Origin of the sequence: Microbacterium sp. SORGH_AS_0428 (genome assembly GCF_031453615.1) — a bacterium.
GTDB lineage: Bacteria > Actinomycetota > Actinomycetes > Actinomycetales > Microbacteriaceae > Microbacterium.
Genome location: NZ_JAVIZT010000001.1, coordinates 254,405 through 272,405, shown reverse-complemented (window position 1 = coordinate 272,405; position 18,001 = coordinate 254,405). Strand labels below are relative to the sequence as shown.

General features: G+C 69.5%; 20 protein-coding genes and 1 tRNA gene. 13 read left to right on the top strand and 8 right to left on the bottom strand.

Annotated features, from left to right (window positions below; all coding sequences use genetic code 11):
* Nucleotides 1–10: 10 nt before the first annotated feature.
* A tRNA-Leu gene (locus QE374_RS01390) sits at nt 11–95 on the top strand.
* Between the two features lie 80 nt (nt 96–175).
* On the opposite strand, the gene QE374_RS01385 is transcribed toward QE374_RS01390, so the two are convergent.
* Nucleotides 176–2,041, bottom strand: a complete 1,866-nt coding sequence (locus QE374_RS01385) for a DEAD/DEAH box helicase (protein ID WP_309731538.1) — start codon at nt 2,039–2,041, stop codon at nt 176–178.
* Between the two features lie 107 nt (nt 2,042–2,148).
* On the opposite strand from QE374_RS01385, the gene QE374_RS01380 reads away from it, so the two are divergent.
* A complete protein-coding gene (locus tag QE374_RS01380) occupies nt 2,149–3,000 on the top strand; it encodes an SGNH/GDSL hydrolase family protein (protein ID WP_309731536.1) in 852 nt (283 codons plus the stop codon).
* Here the strand turns inward: QE374_RS01380 and QE374_RS01375 are convergent.
* Nucleotides 2,976–3,794, bottom strand: coding sequence for an RNA methyltransferase (locus QE374_RS01375; protein WP_309731534.1), 819 nt, complete (start codon nt 3,792–3,794; stop codon nt 2,976–2,978). The two genes, QE374_RS01380 and QE374_RS01375, sit on opposite strands and share 25 nt — an antisense overlap.
* 100 nt (nt 3,795–3,894) lie before the next feature.
* On the opposite strand from QE374_RS01375, the gene QE374_RS01370 reads away from it, so the two are divergent.
* The 4 genes from QE374_RS01370 to QE374_RS01355 are packed head-to-tail and all read left to right on the top strand — an operon-like array spanning nt 3,895 to nt 7,682.
* Nucleotides 3,895–4,737 (top strand): Sir2 family NAD-dependent protein deacetylase, encoded by an 843-nt coding sequence (locus QE374_RS01370; RefSeq protein ID WP_309731532.1) that lies wholly within the window; start codon nt 3,895–3,897, stop codon nt 4,735–4,737.
* Between the two features lie 26 nt (nt 4,738–4,763).
* Nucleotides 4,764–5,357 (top strand): histidine phosphatase family protein, encoded by a 594-nt coding sequence (locus QE374_RS01365; protein WP_309731530.1) that lies wholly within the window; start codon nt 4,764–4,766, stop codon nt 5,355–5,357.
* Nucleotides 5,358–5,402: 45 nt separating this feature from the next.
* The gene (locus QE374_RS01360) at nt 5,403–7,151 is read left to right on the top strand and encodes an alkaline phosphatase family protein (protein WP_309731528.1); all 1,749 of its coding nucleotides are present in this window, start codon (nt 5,403–5,405) and stop codon (nt 7,149–7,151) included.
* 57 nt (nt 7,152–7,208) lie between these two features.
* Nucleotides 7,209–7,682, top strand: coding sequence for an Lrp/AsnC family transcriptional regulator (locus tag QE374_RS01355; RefSeq protein WP_309731526.1), 474 nt, complete (start codon nt 7,209–7,211; stop codon nt 7,680–7,682).
* Here the strand turns inward: QE374_RS01355 and QE374_RS01350 are convergent.
* Nucleotides 7,654–8,649 (bottom strand): DMT family transporter, encoded by a 996-nt coding sequence (locus QE374_RS01350; protein WP_309731524.1) that lies wholly within the window; start codon nt 8,647–8,649, stop codon nt 7,654–7,656. The two genes, QE374_RS01355 and QE374_RS01350, sit on opposite strands and share 29 nt — an antisense overlap.
* Before the next feature lie 73 nt (nt 8,650–8,722).
* Here QE374_RS01350 and QE374_RS01345 point away from each other — a divergent pair, with 73 nt between their 5' ends.
* Nucleotides 8,723–9,283, top strand: coding sequence for a CGNR zinc finger domain-containing protein (locus QE374_RS01345; protein WP_309731522.1), 561 nt, complete (start codon nt 8,723–8,725; stop codon nt 9,281–9,283).
* Here QE374_RS01345 and QE374_RS01340 read toward each other — a convergent pair.
* Nucleotides 9,243–10,142: an alpha/beta hydrolase gene (locus QE374_RS01340; RefSeq protein ID WP_309731520.1), complete on the bottom strand. Its 900-nt coding sequence runs from the start codon at nt 10,140–10,142 to the stop codon at nt 9,243–9,245. The two genes, QE374_RS01345 and QE374_RS01340, sit on opposite strands and share 41 nt — an antisense overlap.
* Nucleotides 10,143–10,210: 68 nt before the next feature.
* On the opposite strand from QE374_RS01340, the gene QE374_RS01335 reads away from it, so the two are divergent.
* Nucleotides 10,211–10,975 (top strand): exonuclease domain-containing protein, encoded by a 765-nt coding sequence (locus QE374_RS01335; RefSeq protein WP_309731518.1) that lies wholly within the window; start codon nt 10,211–10,213, stop codon nt 10,973–10,975.
* 52 nt (nt 10,976–11,027) lie between these two features.
* On the opposite strand, the gene QE374_RS01330 is transcribed toward QE374_RS01335, so the two are convergent.
* From QE374_RS01330 to glgA, 3 genes are all read right to left on the bottom strand, one after another.
* A complete protein-coding gene (locus QE374_RS01330; protein WP_137417031.1) occupies nt 11,028–11,279 on the bottom strand; it encodes a type B 50S ribosomal protein L31 in 252 nt (83 codons plus the stop codon).
* Between the two features lie 99 nt (nt 11,280–11,378).
* The gene (locus tag QE374_RS01325) at nt 11,379–12,164 is read right to left on the bottom strand and encodes an ABC transporter ATP-binding protein (RefSeq protein WP_309731515.1); all 786 of its coding nucleotides are present in this window, start codon (nt 12,162–12,164) and stop codon (nt 11,379–11,381) included.
* Between the two features lie 41 nt (nt 12,165–12,205).
* Complete coding sequence (gene glgA, locus QE374_RS01320) at nt 12,206–13,396, bottom strand: glycogen synthase (RefSeq protein WP_309731514.1); 1,191 nt, start codon at nt 13,394–13,396, stop codon at nt 12,206–12,208.
* 46 nt (nt 13,397–13,442) lie between these two features.
* On the opposite strand from glgA, the gene glgC reads away from it, so the two are divergent.
* From glgC to QE374_RS01305, 3 genes are read left to right on the top strand one after another with little or no spacing between them, the layout of a single operon-like run.
* Nucleotides 13,443–14,684 (top strand): glucose-1-phosphate adenylyltransferase, encoded by a 1,242-nt coding sequence (gene glgC, locus QE374_RS01315; RefSeq protein WP_137417034.1) that lies wholly within the window; start codon nt 13,443–13,445, stop codon nt 14,682–14,684.
* A gap of 51 nt (nt 14,685–14,735) precedes the next feature.
* Nucleotides 14,736–15,380 carry a phosphoserine phosphatase SerB gene (gene serB / locus QE374_RS01310; RefSeq protein WP_309731512.1) on the top strand — a complete coding sequence of 215 codons (645 nt, stop codon included), beginning with the start codon at nt 14,736–14,738 and terminating at the stop codon, nt 15,378–15,380.
* 31 nt (nt 15,381–15,411) lie between these two features.
* Complete coding sequence (locus QE374_RS01305) at nt 15,412–16,086, top strand: alpha/beta fold hydrolase (protein ID WP_309731511.1); 675 nt, start codon at nt 15,412–15,414, stop codon at nt 16,084–16,086.
* Nucleotides 16,087–16,089: 3 nt separating this feature from the next.
* Here the strand turns inward: QE374_RS01305 and QE374_RS01300 are convergent, their stop codons facing one another.
* The gene (locus tag QE374_RS01300) at nt 16,090–16,800 is read right to left on the bottom strand and encodes a beta-ketoacyl-ACP reductase (protein ID WP_309731508.1); all 711 of its coding nucleotides are present in this window, start codon (nt 16,798–16,800) and stop codon (nt 16,090–16,092) included.
* A 106-nt stretch (nt 16,801–16,906) separates the two neighbouring features.
* Between QE374_RS01300 and QE374_RS01295 the strand changes: the two genes are divergently transcribed.
* Both QE374_RS01295 and QE374_RS01290 read left to right on the top strand, forming a co-directional pair.
* Entirely contained in the window at nt 16,907–17,515 is a 609-nt protein-coding gene (locus QE374_RS01295; RefSeq protein ID WP_309731506.1) for a DUF4190 domain-containing protein, read from the top strand.
* Between the two features lie 42 nt (nt 17,516–17,557).
* Nucleotides 17,558–17,911: a DUF3099 domain-containing protein gene (locus QE374_RS01290; protein WP_309731505.1), complete on the top strand. Its 354-nt coding sequence runs from the start codon at nt 17,558–17,560 to the stop codon at nt 17,909–17,911.
* Nucleotides 17,912–18,001 lie beyond the last annotated feature (90 nt).

Below are 18,001 nucleotides of genomic sequence, written 5' to 3'. Positions count from 1 at the left end.
CGAAAACACTGCGCGGGTGGCGGAATAGGTAGACGCGCTAGCTTGAGGTGCTAGTGCCCGTATAGGGCGTGGGGGTTCAAGTCCCCCCTCGCGCACAGTGACAGAAGAGGGTCCCGGAAGGGGCCCTCTTCTTCGTTGTCGGCCAGGTGCGCCGCGCACCGCTGGCGACCGTTTCTCAGCTGTGGACGCGCTTGCGCAGCAGCTCGATCCGAGCCTGCAACTGAGCGACGGTCGCGTGCGAGACCGCAGGTCCCCCGCACAGTCGACGCAGTTCGGTGTGCACCGCGCCGTGCGGCTCGCCGCTCTGTCGTGCGTAGAGCCCGACGAGACTGTTCAGCAGCTGCCGCTGCTCCTTGAGCGTGCGGTGCAGGGGCGCGGGGATGTCGCTCGGCGGCTCCTGCTCCCCCGCCGCCTCGCGCGCCTCCCGCGCGGAGCGATGGCGTCCCTGACGGGCTTGGCGCTGCGTCAGGAGTTCGTGCACGTGCTCGGGCTCGAGCAGCCCCGGGATGCCCAGGAACTCCTCTTCCTCCGGGGTGCCGGGCACAGCGAGCTGGCCGAACTCCTTGCCGTCGAACAGAACCCGGTCGAAGTGGGCGTTGGCGCCCAGCGCCTGGTACGCGAACTCCTCGGTCAGCGCGTCGGATGCGGAGTCCTCACGCTCCGCCGCGTTCATCATGTCCTCTTCGGCATCCCACATGTCCTCCGCGTCGCTCTCGCGATCGAGTGCGTGGTCGCGTTGGCGCTCCATCTCGTTGGCGAGCGTCAGCAGCTGAGGGACATTCGGCAGGAACACGCTCGCGGTCTCACCGCGACGCCGGGCACGCACGAATCGACCGATGGCCTGCGCGAAGAACAGCGGAGTGGACGCAGAGGTCGCGTAGACGCCGACGGCGAGGCGCGGCACGTCGACGCCCTCGGAGACCATCCGCACGGCAACCATCCAGCGAGAATCGGAAGCGGAGAACGTCTCGATGCGCGACGATGCCTCGGCCTCGTCGGAGAGGACGACGGTCACGGCTTCACCCGAGATCTGCTGCAGGATGTCCGCGTACGCGCGCGCGGCCGTCTGGTCGGTCGCGATCACAAGACCGCCCGCGTCGGGAACCTGCTCCCGCACCTCGGACAGGCGTCGATCGGCCGAGCGCAGGACGGCGGAGATCCACTCGCCCTCCGGCGCGAGCGCCGTGCGCCACGCTTGGGACGTGATGTCCTTCGTGTTGTCCTGGCCGAGCTGGGCCTCCATCTCGTCGCCCGTCTTGGTGCGCCAGCGCATGTGCCCGGCATAGACCATGAAGAGCACGGGCCGCACGACACCGTCCTCCAGAGCGCGACGGTAGCCGTACGCGTAGTCGGTGCGGGAGATGCGGTTGCCCTTGGCGTCGGGGTGGTACTCGACGAACGGGATGGGAGCGGTATCGGAGCGGAAGGGTGTGCCGGAGAGCAGCAGCCGACGGGTCGCGCGGCCGTACGCCTCGCGCAGCGCATCACCCCAGCTCAGTGCGTCGCCGCCGTGATGCACCTCGTCGAGGATCACGAGGCTGCGCTTCTCGATGGTCAGGTACTGGTGGACGGAGGCCTTGACCGCCACCTGCGCATACGTCACCGCGACGCCGTGGTACTGGCGAGCCGGAACGGTGTGGCGGTTGCTGAAGTGGGGGTCGAGGCGGATGCCCACCCGCGCCGCCGCGTCCGCCCACTGCGTCTTGAGGTGCTCCGTCGGGGCGACCACGATGATGCGGTCGACGACGCCGCGGCGCAGCAGCTCGCTGGCGAGGCGCAGCGCGAAGGTCGTCTTTCCGGCGCCGGGCGTGGCCGCAGCCAGGAAGTCTCGCGGACCCTTGCCGACGCCGTCCGGGCCGTCCGTCGAGAAATACTGGTCGAGCGCCTCCGCCTGCCAGGCGCGCAGCCGCTGCGCGGTTCCCCACGGCGCTCGCTGCGGATACGTCGGGGAAAGGTGCTCGGCGGCGAAGCTGCCGATGTGTTCGGCGCCGTGCTCGTCGATCCGGTCGGCGTCGATGGTCGTCTCCCGCTCGTCGTCCATCGCACCTCCGTTCTCGAACGCGAGAATCCACGATAGGCGAGATCGCGGACACCCGGCCCCGGGCCGCGTTCAGGGCGCGGGGCTACGCTGAGAGGTCAGGAGGAACGATGACGACCGAATCGGCTCTGCCCCACCGCACGCCCTACGTTGCCAACGATCAGGGGCATCCGTGGCGGCGTTTCGTCGCCATCGGCGACTCCTTCACCGAGGGCCTCGGCGATCCGTCCCCCGACTCACCGGGCGGCAATCGAGGGTGGGCGGACCGCGTCGCCGAGGTACTGGGCGCCGGGGTCGACGACTTCGCGTACGCGAATCTCGCGGTGCGCGGCCGCCTGATCGGCCAGATCGTCGCAGAGCAGATCGAACCCGCCCTCGCCCTGTCCCCCGATCTCATCAGCTTCTGCGCGGGCGGCAACGATGTCATCCGCCCCGGCACCGATCCGGACGACATCTCGCAGCAGTTCGAGGATGCGGTCATCCGGCTCTCGTCGACCGGTGCCACCGTCGTCGTGTTCACGGGCATCGACACCAACTTCTCTCCGGTGTTCCGCGGCTTCCGCGGGAAGGTCGCCATCTACAACGAGAACCTGCGTGCGATCGCCGACCGGTACGACTGCATCGTCGCGGACCAGTGGGGTCTCAAGGAGATCCAGGACGCCCGCTTCTTCGCGGACGACCGGCTGCACCTGAACACCCTCGGGCATCACGAGGTCGCGCGGATGGTGCTGCGGGCCCTCAACGTCCCCAACGACCTGACTCCGATGCAGCCGGCGCCGATCGCGGTGCGGAACTGGCGCGCGGCCCGCGCGGATGATCTCGTCTGGGCGCGGACCTACCTCGTCCCGTGGGTTCTGCGGCGTCTGCGGCACCAGTCGTCGGGCGACCACGTGACGGCGAAGCGCCCGGAGCCGTCGCGCGTGTCGCGCATCGACGATCAGGATCCCGCCGCGGGCGGGTGAGCGAGCGCCCAGAGCGCCACAGCGCCCGCCGAGGCCACGTTCAACGAGTCGACGCCGCCCGACATCGGTATCGTCACGACCGTGTCGGCTGCGCGGAGCGCGCCGCGGCTCAGGCCGTCACCCTCTGCGCCGAGCAGCAACGCCACCCGCTCGGGCCTGGACGCCGCGAACGACTCGAGCGCCACGGCGTCGTCCGAGAGAGCGAGAGCCGCCAGGTGGAACCCCGCCTCGTCGAAGAGGTTGCGCGCCTCGGGCCACGCGGGCAGGCGGGTCCACGGCACTTGGAAGACGGTGCCCATGCTGACGCGCACACTGCGCCGATAGAGCGGATCCGCGCATCGCTCGGTCACCAGCACCGCATCCGCCCCCATCCCCGCGGCTGCGCGGAGGGCCGCGCCCACGTTCGTGTGGTCCACGATGTCCTCCAGGACGAGAACCGTGCGGGCGTCGCGCAACAGGCCGGCCACGTCCGGCAGTGTCGGTCGATGCATCGCCGCGAGGGCGCCGCGGTGCACGCTGTAGCCCGTGACCGACTCGGCGACCTCGGCCGGGACGACGTACACCGGTGTCTCCGAGTGCGCCAGGAGCGCCGACACCTCGTCGACCCACTTCTGTTGCACGAGCACGGATCGCGGGCGATGACCCGCCGCGAGCGCGCGCGCGATGACCTTCGCGGATTCCGCGATGTACAGCCCCTCCCGCGGCTCCGACACCCGCCGCAGTGCGACGTCGGTGAGGTTCCGGTAGTCGTGCAGGCGCGGGTCGTCGGGGTCGGTGATCTCTTCCAGGTGCATGCGTCCTCCCGTGCCAGCTAACCAGCCTCCGGGATCGGCGACGAAACATGCCCGCAAACCGGCAGGCGTAGGCTCGGCAGCAGGAGGTACTGTGCCACTCGTGACGGAACCCGATCCGACCGCCCTCGCCGAGCTGGAGCGCGCGATCGACGCGCTGGCCGGCCGCCGGGTCGCCGTCCTCACCGGCGCCGGGGTTTCCACCGACTCCGGCATCCCGGACTACCGCGGGCAGGGCGCGCCGGTGCGCAAGCCCATGAGCGTCGAGCAGTTCCTCGCCGAGGAGAGCGCCAGACGGCGCTACTGGGTGGGCAGCCACCTCGGCTGGCGGCGCTTCGCCGCTGCCCAGCCCAACGAGGGCCACCGAGCCCTCGCCCACCTCGAAGCCGAGGACATCACGAGCGGGGTCATCACCCAGAACGTCGACGGGCTGCACGTGCGTGCCGGGTCTCGCCGTGTGGTCGAACTGCACGGCACGATGCGCCGCGTGGGCTGCCTTCAATGCGGGCAGGTGTTCGACCGGAGGGATCTGGCCGCACGGGTGGAGGCGGACAACCCGTGGCTCAGTGAGACGGAAGAGCTGCCGCTCGGTCCCGACGGCGACGTCGCGGGGGCCGAGGTGGAGGGTTTCCGCATCCCGGAATGCAGTGTGTGCGGAGGCGTGCTCAAGCCGGACGTCGTCTTCTTCGGGGAGTTCATCCCCGCCGAGCGGTTCCGCGAGGCCGAACAGTTGGTGCGCACTGCCGAAGCGCTCCTGGTGGCCGGCTCCTCCCTCGTCGTGAACTCGGGCATCAGATTGGTCGAGCGCGCACGGCGACGTAGGCTGCCGGTGGTCATCGTCAACCGCGGACAGACCCGGGCCGATGCCCGGGCGACGGTCAAGGTCGACGCCGGGACGAGTGAGGTGCTCACCGCTCTGGCCGAGGCTCTGCCCCGCCGACGCTGACTCCGCTACGACACTCCGACAGGCCTGTGACCCACCTCATCCTCATCCGCCACGGCGAGACCGACTGGAACCGCGCCCGCCGCATCCAGGGCGCAACCGACATCCCGCTCAACGACACCGGGCGCGCCCAGGCGCGGGAGGCAGGGCTCGCCCTGCGCGCCCGCCTCGCAACCCACACGCCGCTCGTGCTCGTCTCGAGCGACCTGCAGCGCGCAGCCGAGACGGCGGACATCATCGGGGCGATCCTGGAACGGCCCGTGACCGCCCGGTATCCCGAGCTGCGTGAGCGCTCGTACGGCGAGGCCGAGGGCGTGTCCATCGATGAGCTCGCCGAACGCTGGGGACGCGGTCCCGACGCCCGTGTGCCGGGCGCCGAGACGCGAGAGCAACTGCGAGAGCGCGCCGTGCGTGCTGTGTCCCGGGTCATCAGCGACGCCTCGGCGGAGGCCGTGCCCCCCGTCGTCGTGGCCGTCGCGCACGGCGCCCTCATCCGCGAGGTGCTGGCCTACGCGACCGACGACCAGCTTCCCGCCGACGGCGACCGCCTCGGCAACGGATCGGCGCAGGAGTTCTCGTGGGAGGGCGGCCTGTTGCGGCTGCTCTCCTACTCGTCCGTCTGAGCCGCGGCGACGGCTCGACAGCGATGCCGTAGCCTGACTCACACCATGAGCCGTCGACCGAGGACCGATCCGCACCCGGATGCCGCAGCGGCCTCGCGGAGAGACTTCCTCCGGGTGGGCGGACTCGCCCTCGGCGGCCTGGCCCTGGGCGGAGCCGCCGGAGCGGGTGCGGCGGCCGTGCAGGCCTCGACGCGTCCGTCGCGCTCCGCGAACGAGCCCGCGTTCGCCCACGTCGTGGTCCTCATGGGCGAGAACCGGTCGTTCGACAACCTCCTCGGCCACCTCTACACACCCGCCACGCTGCCCGCCGGCGCCCGCTTCGACGGCCTCGCGTTCGGCGAGTACTCGAACCCCGCGCCCGACGGCCGGACGGTTCCTGCGCACATCTACACGGGCAGCACGGATGACATCATGTGCTCGCCCGACCCGGATCCGGGCGAGACGTATCCGCACGTGAACACCCAGATCTTCGGCACGGTCGACCCCGCATCCAACGGGACCTCCTGGCATCGGCCGCTGCGCGCGCCGTGGAACGCCCCGTCCGCGGACAGCACGCCGACGATGCAGGGGTTCGTGCGCGACTACGTCGCGAACTACCGACGTACGAGCAAGGGCAGGGACCCGTCCCCCGCCGACGCCGACGTGATCATGGGCGGGTTCTCGACCTCGATGCTGCCGGTGCTCTCGACGCTCGCTCAGGGGTTCGCCGTCTACGACCATTGGCACTGCGCTGTGCCCAGTCAGACGTACTGCAACCGTTCCTTCTTCCATGCGTCGACCTCGCACGGTTTCGTGACGAATCGCGGTGGCGGCGGCTACAGCAAGTGGCTGGATGCGGCGCCGTCGCCGACGATCTTCAACCGCCTGGAGGAGGCGGGTCGCAGCTGGCGCATCTACTTCGACGAACAGCAACTCGTCTCCCTCACGGGTGTCATGCATGCGCCGGTGCTTGAGAAGTACTGGCGCAGCGACCACTTCGCGTACATGGACCGGTTCTTCGCGGATGCGAAGGCCGGGACCCTGCCCGATTACGCGTTCATCGAGCCGCGGATGGTCTACAACCACAACGACTTCCACCCGCCCTTCGGAGTCGTGCGGGAAAGCGAGGTCGACGGAACCCCCGTCTTCGACTCGGCGGTGTCGGACGTCCGCGCCGGCGAAGCACTGGTGGCGAGCGTGTACGACGCGATCCGCACCTCCGACAGCAGCGACGGCTCCAACGCGCTGAACACACTCCTGCTCATCACGTTCGACGAGCACGGCGGCACCTACGACCACGTCGTTCCTCCCAAGGCCACTCCCCCGGATCCCGAGGCCGCAGAGGGTGAGATGGGCTTCCGTTTCGATCGGCTCGGCGTGCGGGTGCCCGCGATCGCCGTGTCGGCGTACACGAAAGCAGGAACGGTGATCAACGAAGAGATCCACCACGCGGCCGTCATCGCGACCCTCTGCCGGTTGCACGGCCTCGAACCACTGACCGATCGCGACCGCGGCGCCCCGACCCTGTTCAGTGCGACCAACCTGACCGAGCCCCGCGACCCGTCCACCTGGCCCACCGTGAGTCCGGCGTACGTGCCGCCGCTGCTGGAGGAGGACGAACTCGAGGAGATCCGCACCTCCGACAAGCCGCTGACATCGCCCGCGAAGGGCCTGCTCGGACTTCTTCTGGAGCGCTACGGTCCGAGCGGCGCCCCGGAGCCGGAGACCTACGCCGACGCGTACAACATTCTGAAGGCGCACGGTCTGGGCCTGTTCACGACCCAGGGCACTTCTCCGAGTCCGACCGCCTCGTGATCACCGCCGCGCAACATGCGCAATCGGAGCCCCTCACTGCTGCTAGCGTTGCGCATCATGCCCGCCTTGGACCGTATCGACATCGAGTTGCTCCGCGCTCTCGCTGACGACCATCGCGCGACGGTCGTCGCTCTCGCGGAGCGTCTTCAGCTCTCCCGCAACACGATCCAGGCACGGCTCGCACGCCTGGACCGCACGGGCGCCTTCCTCAGCTACCAGCGCGCTCTCTCGACGAGAGCCCTCGGGTTCCCCATCGAAGCGTACGTGAGCGTGACGGTGCGACAGCACGAGCTCCCGCGGATCCGGGAGCAGCTGGCGGAGGTGCCGGAGGTCCTGCAGGCGCACGGCCTCGCCGGGTCGGTCGATCTGCTCGTGCGTGTCGCCTGCCGCGACGCGCAGCATCTGTTCGACACGGACGCCCGCATCCTCGCGATCAACGGCGTGGAGCGCACCGAGACCTCCCTCGTCATGGACGAGGTGATCCCCTATCGCGTGACGCCCCTCATGGCGTTGGCGCAACCGCAGCGCTAGATCCGGCCGACCGCGCAGATACCGCAGAGGCGTCCATCCGCACGAGCACGACGCCCACGATCAGGACCGCACCGCCCAGGATCTGGACCGCACCGGGGGCTTCGCCCAGGAGCAGCCAGGCGAACAGCAGCGCGAAGAGCACTTCGGACAGCCCGACGAAGGATGCCACCCGCGAGCCGAGCATCGGCACGGCGATCACCCCCAGGGCGTAGCCGAGCGTCGTCGCGACGGCACCGACCCAGCCGATGGCGACCCACGACGGCATCTCGAATCCCGCCAGGGCGACGGACACATCGGGGGCCGCGAACGGCAACAGCCCGGTGGCGCACAGCAGGCCCATGAGCACCGCACCCACGATGAGTCCGCCCGCTGCCAGGGCCAGGGGAGGCAGCTCCTCGCCCGTGCGTTCGGACAGCAGGAAGTACGCCCCGACGCAGACTGCGGCACCGAGTGCGAAGAGCGTGCCGACGAGGTCGAAGCGCGCTCCCGCGATGTCCACGACCAGCACGAGACCGACGATCGCGACCGCGGACCCGGTCAGAACCAGCCGGGACGGAGCGCGACGTGTGCGCACCCAGGCGAGCAGGACCAGCAGCACCGGCGCGAGGTACTGCACGAGAAGCGCAACGGCCACGGGCATGCGTTGCATGGCGGCGAAGTAGAAGATCTGGCAGCCCGCGACGCCCGTCAGACCGAAGCCGACGATGAGCGGCCACTGCCGGCTCAGAACGCCCGGCCGGCGGCGCACCGCGCGGATCAGAGCGGGCGACAGGATGAGCGCCGCGAGCGACATCCTCACCAGAAGCGCGGCCCCCAGAGTCCACCCCGCCTCGATCAGCGGCTTCACGACCGGCCCGCTGGAGGAGAAAGCCAATGCGGACGCGAGCCCGACGGCGAGGCCTGCAACGCGGTGACCCGGCACGGGCAGCGGCTCGACCACGGCGAGGGAGGAGGTCTGCGCGACCATCGGCATCTCCGGCTGTCAGGAGTAAACTAGAGGAACGCTGGTGACGCTATCCTCCATCGAGTCAGGAGTCAACTTGATTTTCACCCCTGACACGCGCTCGTCCCTCGTCATGACCGCCGACATGGTCAACACGCTGCCGGGAACAGCTTCACCGGACGTGGACGGCCTCGTCGACCTCGACGATCTCGCGGCGTACCTGCGGCTCCACCCCTACTCGGGGGCGATCCGTCTCGATGCCGGCGAACTGGATGCGATCCGCCGCATCCGGCCGCGCCTGCGCGAGCTCTGGGCGCTCGATCGCGACTCGGCGGTACCCGTGGTCAACGCCATGCTCCACGACAGCAACGCGGTGCCGCGTCTCGTGCGCCACGACGCGTACGACTGGCACATCCACGCAACGCCCGATGACGGACCTCTGGCCGATCGCATCCTCATCGAGGCCGCGATGGCGTTCGTCGACGTCATCCGCGCCGATGCGTACGAGCGGATCCGGGTCTGCTCGGCCGATGACTGCGGTGCCGTCTACGTGGACTTCTCCCGCAACGGCTCCAAGCGCTACTGCGACACGGGCAACTGCGGCAACCGGATGAACGTCAACGCCTACCGTCAGCGCAAGGCGCAAGAAAGCGACTGATCGCCGCGGCCGCCGGCTCTGGCGTCTCGTAGTGGATGAGATGGCCCACGCCGGGGATCTCGACGAGCTCCGCGTCATGGAACAGCCGCCGCAGGGCTCGCTCCGCCTCGATCGGTGTGATGTCGTCCAGCTGAGCCGCGACGAGCAGCGTGGGTTGCGGGATGCGCGGCGCGAACTCGCGCACGTCGTGCGAAACGGACGCGACGAAGGCCTGCAGGAGCACGTCGCGGTCGGCGAACCGCGAGAAGTAGCGATCGTGCTGATCGTGGACGAACCGCCGCAGCAATGGTTGTCGCGTCTTGACCATCGCGACGCTCATCCCCCGCACGATCGCACGATTGCGCAGCAGGGCGTCGCCGACGGGCGCGGGCAGGCGCGCCGCCGCCCGGTAGTAGAAGACCGCGAGGCGAGTGAGGAAGCCGCGCGGCCCCTCCAGCGCCGGTGCCCCGATCGGGTTCACGAGGACGAGGCGCTCCGTCGGGAGTCCTTCCGCCACGGCAGCCGACGCCACGATCGACCCGAACGAGTGGCCGAGGATCGGCGCTCCCGGAGCAACTGCCTGCGCGAATCCGTGCAGCCACTGCGCGTACAGCTCCAGATCATGGATGCGGTTCGGGATCGCCGCCGTCTCACCGAAACCCGGGAGGTCGGGAGCGATGACACGGAAGCCCGGAAGGTTCGCGACGACCGGCTCGAGCCCGTGGTGGTCACCGCGGAAGCCGTGGACGAGCAGGAGGGTCGTGTGAGCGTCTTCCTCGCCGTACTCCCAGTAGACGGTCTCGCCACCCAGCACCTCGACGTTTCGCCGATGGACCGGAATGGGCGCGAGCTTGTCGGCGTAGGGATGCGGCGCTGTCACCGTTCGAGTCTACGTCGCGCCCGGCGTGGTCATCCGAGCGTGGGGGTGGTCTCGCGTAGCGTGATCGCATGCCCGAGGACCCCGTCCCTGCCGGCGCACCCGAGGCGCTGTTCGACCTCGAGACGTTCCTGCCCGATCGCCCTCCGAAGTGGGCCAGACGCGTCGGCGTCTTCGACCTGGAGACGACCGGCGTCGACGTGACCCGCGACCGCATCGTCACCGCGCACGTCGGCGTGCTCGACGAGACCGGCTCCGTGCTCGAGGCGCGCTCCTGGCTCGCAGACCCGGGCATCCCGATCCCGCAGGGCGCGGAGGCGGTGCACGGCATCTCGACGGCGCATGCTCGCGCGCACGGGCGTCCCGCGCGAGAGGTCGTCGCCGAGGTCACCGACGCGCTCTCGGAGCTGTTCGCGGCGGGCACCCCGGTCGTGGCGTACAACGCGCCGTACGACTTCTCGCTCCTTCGACACGAGGCCGCGCGCCACGGGGTGTCGCCGATCGAGCACCCGTCCCCCGTGATCGATCCGCTCGTGCTCGACAAGGCGTTCGACACGTATCGTCGCGGCAAGCGCACCCTGAGCGTCGTCGCCGAGCACTACCGCATCGTCCTCGAGGGCGCGCACGAAGCCGCAGCGGATGCGGTCGCCGCGGGGCGAGTGGCGCTCGCCCTCTGCGAACGCTACGGCGATCTCCTGCCGACGGCCGTCGCGGAGCTGCACACCAGCCAGATCGCCTGGGCGAGGTCTCAGGCGGAGAGCCTGACCGAGTACTTCGTCCGCATCGGTCGCATCGATCCGCTCGATCCCGTGGACGGACGTTGGCCGATCCGGTGAGACGCACGAAGGGCCCCGCGAGAACGCGGGGCCCTTCGTGCGTGATGGCGTCTTACTTGGCGCCGAAGTTCTTGAAGCGCTGGTTGAACTTCTCGACGCGACCGGCCGAGTCCATGATGCGCTGCTTGCCCGTGTAGAACGGGTGCGAGGCGGACGAGATCTCGACGTCGACGACGGGGTACTCGACGCCGTCGAGCTCGATCGTCTTGTCGCTCGAGACCGTCGAGCGGGTGAGGAAGGTCTCGCCCGAGCCGAGGTCGCGGAAAACGACGTCGCGGTAGTCGGGGTGGATGTCAGTCTTCATGGTGTTCCTTGCGGGAGTGCTTCGGAGGAAAGTCTGCGGTGCCGGAAGCACCAAAAGACGAGTCTAACAGGAGGAGCGGCGCTTCGCCGCATCCGGCGCTCAGCGTGCCGCGCGCGCGGCGTAGCGGCCGTCGGCCTCGGTGACCACGATCGGCATGCCGAAGGTGTCGGAGAGGTTCTCGGCGGTGAGCGTCTCGGCGATCGGCCCCGACGCGACCACGGCCCCCGCACGCAACAGCAGCACGTGCGTGAAGCCGACCGGGATCTCTTCGACGTGGTGCGTGACCATGACCATCGCCGGCGTCGTGGGCGCCTGCGCGTAGCCGCTCAGCAGCTCGAGGAGCTCCTCGCGGGCGCCGAGGTCGAGGCTCGCGGTCGGCTCGTCGAGCAGCAGCAGCTCGGGGTCGGTCATGACCGCGCGGGCGATCTGGACGCGCTTCTGCTCGCCGTCGGAGAGCGTGCCGAAGGTGCGATCGGCGAGATGGTCGAGCTTCCACTCCGCGAGCACGCGCAGTGCCCGGCGCTCGTCGATGCGGTCGTACTGCTCGTTCCAACGCCCGAGGACGGAGAAGGCCGCGGTGAGCACGACGTTCAGGACGGTCTCTTCGGCGGGGATGCGCTTGGCCATCGCGCTGGAGGCGAATCCGATGCGCGGTCGCAGTTCGAACACATCGGTGCGCCCGAGCCGCTCCCCGAGGATCGTCACCGCGCCGGAGGTCGGGTGATCGAGGGTCGCCGCGAGCTGCAGGATCGTGGTCTTGCCCGCGCCGTTCGCGCCGAGGACCACCCAGCGCTGGTCGCCATCCACCTGCCAGTCCAGATGGGAGACGATGTCCTTGGCGTTGCGGCGGACGACGACGTCGGAGAAATCCAGCACCTGCGGCATGCCGTCCAGCCTACCGGGCCGGTGGTTGACGCCGAGCCGGATCAGCGCGTCCCGAGCACCTCACGATAGAGCTGCTCGGTCTGTGCGGCGATGCGCGTCCAGCTGAAGTCCTCGACCGCACGGCGGCGGCCGGCGGCACCGTAGCGCTCGGCCTGTTCGCGGTCGGAGACCACCTCGGTGAGCACACGGGCGAGGTCGTCGACGAAGCGCTCGGGATCCAGCGGCGTCCCCGTCCCGTCCTGGACCTGCTCGATCGGCACGAGGCGTCCCGTCTCACCGTCGACCACGACCTCGGGGATACCACCGGTGGCGGTTCCGACGACGGCCGCACCGCACGCCATGGCCTCCAGGTTCACGATGCCGAGCGGCTCGTAGATCGACGGACAGACGAACGTGGTCGCGGCGGTCAGGATGGCGGACAGCTCGGGGCGCGGCAGGTGTCGATCGATCCAGATCACCCCGTCACGCGACTCCTGAAGCTCGCGCACCAGAGCTTCGACCTCCGCCAGGATCTCGGGCGTGTCGGGAGCTCCCGCGCAGAGCACCAGCTGCACATCCGCGGGCAGCCGTCTCGCCGCGCGGAGCAGGTAGGGCAAGCCCTTCTGCCGCGTGATGCGCCCGACGAAGACCACGGAGGGCCTCGTCGGGTCGATGCCGAGCGTACGCAGAAGATCGTCGTCGCGGGTCGGTTGCCAGGCCTCGGCGTCGATGCCGTTGTAGATGACGCGCACGCGCGCCGGGTCCACCTGCGGGTACGCGCGCAGGATGTCTGCCCGCATCCCCTCGCTGACCGCGACGATCGCCGCTGCGGATTCGTAGGCCGTGCGTTCGACCCAGCTCGAGACCGCGTACCCGCCGCCGAGCTGTTCCGCCTTCCAGGGCCGCAACGGCTCGAGCGAGTGCGCCGTGACGACGTGCGGGATGCCGTGCAGCAGGGATGCGAGGTGACTCGCGAAGTTCGCGTACCAGGTGTGACTGTGCACGATGTCGGCCCCGGCGACGTCGCCGACGATCTCCAGATCGGTCCCGAGGGTCTTCACGGCGGGGTTCGCGTGCGCGAGTTCAGCGGGCGTCGCATACGAGGTCGTGTCCGCTTCGTCGCGAGCTTCTCCGAAGGCGCGCACCTGCACCTCGATACGCTCCCGCAGGGCGCGCACGAGCTCGGCGACATGCACTCCGGCCCCGCCGTAGATCTCGGGCGGGTATTCCTTGGAAACGATGTCGACGCGCATGTCATGGACGCTAGTACAGGGGGTGCGTGCGGCATAGTCTGGTGCCATGCCGGCACCCAAGGTCTTCGGAATCATCCTCGCGGGTGGCGAAGGTAAGCGACTCATGCCGTTGACGGCCGACCGGGCTAAGCCGGCGGTGCCGTTCGGCGGACAGTACCGACTCATCGACTTCGCCATCTCGAACCTCATCAACTCCGGGTTGCGACAGATCGTCGTCCTCACGCAGTACAAGTCGCACAGCCTCGATCGCCACGTCTCCCAGACCTGGCGGATGTCAGCGCTGCTGGACTCGTACGTGACGTCGGTGCCGGCCCAGCAGCGACTCGGCAAGCGGTGGTTCTCCGGCTCCGCCGACGCCATCCTGCAGAGCCTGAACCTCATCAACGACGAACAGCCCGACATCGTGGTCGTGGTCGGCGCCGACCACGTGTACCGGATGGACTTCCAGCAGATGCTGGACGCGCACATCTCCTCCGGAGCACGCGCGACGGTGGCGGGCATCCGCCAGCCGATCGGGCTGGCCAACCAGTTCGGCGTCATCGACGTCGAGCCGGACGACCCGACCCGCATCCGCGAGTTCCTCGAGAAGCCCCAGAATCCGGCGGGTCTCGTCGACAGCCCGCACGAGGTTCTGGCCTCGATGGGCAACTACATCTTCAACACCGACGCGCTAATCGAGGCCGTCGAAGCGGATGGCGAGCTTCCCACCTCGAATCACGACATGGGCGGCGACATCGTGCCGTACTTCGTCGACCGCGGCGAGGCCGGTGTCTACGACTTCATCCGCAACGAGGTACCCGGCTCCACCGACCGCGACCGCGCGTACTGGCGGGATGTCGGCACGATCGACTCGTTCTACGACGCTCACCTCGATCTGATCTCCACGCTCCCGATCTTCAACCTGTACAACACGCAGTGGCCGATCCACTCCCAGTTGGTGAACTCGCCGCCCGCGAAGTTCGTGCGGGATGCGGTGGGGCGGATCGGCAACGCCATCGACTCCGTCGTCTCGCTCGGATCCGTGCTGTCGGGGACGCACCTGGAGCGCAGCGTCGTGGGCCCTTGGACCCTGGCCGGCGGCGGATCGACCATCACCGACTCGGTCCTCTTCGACCGCGTCCGTGTGGGGGCGGGCGCACGCATCCATCGCGCGATCCTCGACAAGAACGTCGTCCTCGCGGACGGCGCCACCGTGGGTGTCGATCGCGAACGCGACCTGGCCCGGGGATTCACGGTCACCGACTCGGGGATCACCGTCGTCGGCAAGAACGTGCGCGTCGAGCCGTAACGGCAGCAGGGGCTGTTCGGTGCGCGCACCCGCGCGCGCTAGCGTGGACGGATGCGTGAGACCCGCCCTCGTCGTCTGCTCGTCGTGCTCGACGCCGACTCCACCCTCATCCGCAACGAGGTCATCGAACTGATCGCGGACGAGGCCGGACGCGGTGCCGAGGTCGCGGAGGCCACGGAGGCCGCCATGCGCGGGGACGTCGACTTCGCCACCAGTCTGCGCTCCCGAGTCGCCCGACTGCGCGGTGTGCCCACCGCATCCTTCGCACGCGTGCGCTCGCGTATCGAACCGACCCCGGGCGTGCGCGAGCTGATCGACGCCGTGCATGCCCGCGACGGCATCGTCGCTGTGGTCTCCGGCGGCTTCCACGAGATCCTCGACGACATCGCGCCGGCCCTCGGCGTCGACCTGTGGCGCGCGAACCGCCTCGAGGTCGACTCCGGAGCTCTCACGGGCGTCGTGTCGGGAGAGATCGTCGACGCCGAGGCCAAGGCATCGCAACTGCGCGGATGGGCCGCCCGGTACGAGGTGGATGCGCGCCGAACCATCGCCATCGGCGACGGTGCGAACGACTTGTCGATGATGCGCGCGGCGGCTCTGGGCCTCGCCTTCAATGCCAAACCAGCCGTGCGCGTCGCGGCCGACCTGGTCATCGGCCCCGTGGACCTTCGCGAAGTCATCGCGCTTCTGCCCTGACGACAGCCGAGGCTCGGCGTAGAGTCCCCGAATGCAGCTCATCCTCATCCCCGGCCTGTGGCTGGACGCCGGATCTTGGCACGGCGTGGTGCCCACGATCGACGACGCCGGCTTCGACGCCGTTGCGCTGACCCTTCCGTCCTCGCCGGAGACGCACCTGGCGGACTGGGTCGCCGCCGTCGTCGCCCGGATCGACCACGCCGGCGAGCCCGTCGTGCTCGTGGGGCACAGCGGCGGCGGCAATGTCGCCTGGGGCGCCGCCGACGCGCGGCCGGAGGCGGTCTCGCGCGTGGTCTTCGTCGACACGGTGCCGGCGCCCGACGGCGCCAGCATCGCCACGTTTCCGGTCGTCGACGGCGTCATCCCGTTCCCCGGCTGGGACGCGTTCGATGCGCCGGATGTCGCCGACCTGGACGGCCCCACGCGCACGCGCGTCGCCGCCGCGGCGGTTCCGGTTCCGGCATCCGTTCCGACCGACCCGCTGCACCTGCACGACCGGCGCCGGCACGGCATCCCGGTGACGGTTCTCTCCGGCGGCGCAGACGCCGACGAACTCGACGCGCAGTTGGCGCAGTGGCCCAGCTTTCGCGACGAGTGGCAGGCCATCGTCGACCGCGAGGTCGTGCCGATCGGCTCGGGCCACTGGCCGCAGTTCTCCCAGCCCCAGAGGCTGGGAGAACTCATCGTGCGAGCGGTCGAACGCTGACGATCAGTGCCCCATGCCCAGACCGCCATCGACGGGGATGACCGCGCCGGAGATGTAGGCGGCGTCGTCGGAGGCGAGCCACGCCACCACCGCGGCGACTTCCGCCGGAGTGCCGTAGCGACCGGCGGGAATTGCCTTCTTGTACTCCGCCTGCGTCTCCGCGCTCAGCTCCGCCGTCATGTCGGTCTCGATGAATCCGGGGGCGACGACGTTCGTCGTGACGCCTCGCGCGCCGAGCTCCCGGGTCAGTGAGCGGGCGAATCCGACGAGTGCACTCTTCGAGCTGGCGTAGTTGATCTGGCCCGCAGACCCGTACAGCCCCACGACGCTGGAGATGAGGATGACGCGACCCCATCGTGCGCGAACGAGCCCCTTGGCAGCGCGCTTGACCACACGGAACGTGCCGCCGAGGTTCGTGTCGATGACGTCGTCGAAGTCGTCCTCGCTCATGCGGAGAAGCAGCGTGTCGCGGGTGATGCCCGCGTTCGCGACCAGGATGGTCACCGGACCGAGCTTCGCTTCGACCTCGGTGTAAGCGGCGTCGAGCGCGGCGGCGTCCGTCACATCCGCACGCACCGTGAGCGTGCCCTCCGGTCCCTCACCCGAACGAGCGGTCACCGCGACGCGGTATCCGTCCGACACGAAGCGCTCGGCGATCGCACGGCCGATGCCGCGGTTGCCTCCGGTGATGAGCACGACACGGTCGCTCGACATGGTTCTCCTCGTCAGATCGGGTAGAGCCTCCAGCCTATCGACAGGCTCGTTTGACACCGCCCGGCGCTCACTGGAAGGCTTCCCTCACAGACGGAAAGGCATCCAGATGAGCGATCAGAACAACGACCTCCCCGCACCCGCATCCGCGGGAGAGGGCACGACCCCCGACGCTCAGCCCCTACCCGCGGAGCCTGCCGCGCCAGCCCCGGCCTCACCCGACTACGCGGCACCCGCGTACGCGCCGCCGTCTTACCCCGCTCCGTCGTCGCCGGCGCCCTCCCCGGGATACCCGGGATACAGTGCGCCGCCGGCAGCCCCCGCGGCCTACCCGGCGTACAACGTGCCGCCCACCGCACCCGCCTACCCGCCCGCGTACCAGGGCGCACCGGCATACGGTGCCCCGCCCGTGTACACGCCCTACCCGACGGGCCCGAAGACGAACAGCCTCGCCGTGGTGTCGCTGGTGTCCTCGATCGTCGGGATCGTGCTTCTCCCCTTCATCGGTTCCATCGTCGGCATCATCACCGGTCACATCTCGCTCAAGCAGATCCGCGAACGCGAGGAGGGCGGTCGCGGACTGGGGCTGGCAGGCACGATCACCGGTTACGCCGGACTGGCGCTCTACGCGATCATCACGGTGCTCGTCGTCCTCTGGATCGTCTGGGTCGTGAACCTCGCGAACGGCGCCTACTACGACTACAGCTACTCCTCCTGACCGACCCCGCGAACGGTGCCTCCGGCGTACTCTGGAAGCACCGTGAAGCAGCCCTCCCCACCACAGTCGGCGACCTCGCTCCCCCACGCACCGCGTGACGAGTCGAGCGCTCGCATGCTCAAGTACGTCATCATGATGGGCATACGGGTGGCGTGCTTCGTCGCGATGATCCTCGTCACCCCCTACGGGTGGTACACGTGGCTGTTCGCCGCGGGAGCGGTCTTCCTTCCCTACATCGCCGTCGTCGTCGCGAACGTGGGCCAGGAGTCGCGCGCCGCGCCCGCCGAGACCGTCACCCTGCCCGCTCTCGAGCAGGCGGAGGACAAGCCGTCCCCGACCCCGCACAGCCAGGTGATCACCATCTCCGAGACACCCCCGAACCCGCACGACGCATGAGTGACGAGGCGATCTGTTCGCGAGCGGGATGTCGCGACGGTGCCCTCTGGCGGGTGCTGTGGCGCAACCCGCGCATCCATGACGCGGAAC